The organism is Rhizohabitans arisaemae, assembly GCF_025996515.1.
GTDB lineage: Bacteria > Actinomycetota > Actinomycetes > Streptosporangiales > Streptosporangiaceae > Rhizohabitans > Rhizohabitans arisaemae.
On sequence record NZ_BLRH01000021.1, the window covers coordinates 179577 to 180679 of the forward strand.

The 1103-nt window shown below is 72.5% G+C and carries 1 protein-coding gene; it reads right to left on the reverse strand.

Annotated features, from left to right (window positions below; translation table 11 throughout):
- A partial coding sequence (locus RUR_RS09215; protein WP_283134526.1) for a phosphopantetheine-binding protein occupies positions 1–1103 on the reverse strand: 1103 nt, incomplete at both ends.

Here is a 1103-nt window from a genome sequence, read left to right on the forward strand (position 1 = left end):
TTCGGCGGGCCCGGTTGTGGCCAGGTGGGTGCGGAACAGGGGTCCGGCGGCCAGGTCGAAGGGTTCGGCGACGAGCCGGGCGGTGAGCTCGTCGAACCGGGTCGTGGTCTCCGCTGCGGATTCGGGGTTCGTGCGGTGTCCGGCCACGGGGCCGGTGTGCCGGTGGTCGTCTCCGGCGTCGGGGACTGCGCCGGGCCGGGTGCGGCCGATGGACGAGGGGGCCCGTTCCGCTGCGGTGAGGTCGGTGTGGGGGAGCGGGTGGGGCCGGGGTGGGTGGATGCGCCGGTAGGGGCCTTGGTCGTCGGCGGGGTAGTCGGTGCGCAGGGTTTCGTGGCGGGTGACGACGTCGGTGAGGGCGGCGGTGAGGGCGCCGGTGTCGAGGTCGCCGGTGAGGGTGATGCGGCCGGCGAGGGTGTAGGCGGTGGTGCCGGGGGTGAGCTGGTCGAGGAACCAGAGTCGTCTCTCGGTGGAGGAGAGGGGGATCCGGTCGGGGTGTTCGCCGGTCCAGACGGGTTCGGCGGTGTCGTGGGCGGGGTCCCGGTCCGCCGAACGGCCGGAGTCGGTTGAGTCGCCCCGCGGTGCGCTCTCGTCGAGGGCGGTCGCGAGTTCGGCGACGGTGGGGTGGTCGAAGACGGCCCGCAGGGGGAGGTCGGCGCCCCACTGGTGGCGGATCCGGGCGATCGCCTGCGTGGCGAGCAGCGAGTGGCCGCCGAGCTCGAAGAAGTTGTCGTGGACCCCGAGTTCGTCCACGTTCAGCAAGGTGCGGAACAGCTCGGCCAGCGCCCGTTCCGCCGGGGTGCGCGGCTTCGCCGCAGGCCTCTTCTCCGTGACGTCGGGTGGCGGAGGAAGTTTGGCACGGTCGATCTTTCCGTTGGGGGTGAGGGGGAGCTGGGTGAGGGTGATGAGGTGGGTGGGGTGCATCCAGATGGGGAGATGGGCGCGTAGGTGTGCACGCAGGCTGTGGAGCGTGGCGGGATCGGGCGTGCCGCCGTGGGTGTGCTCCGGGTGGGGGGTGGTGAGGGTGAGGTAGGTGGTGAGGTGGGTGGTGTTGTCGTGGGTGTGGACGGTGGTGTGGCTGGTGCGGACGGCGGGGTGCCGGGTGA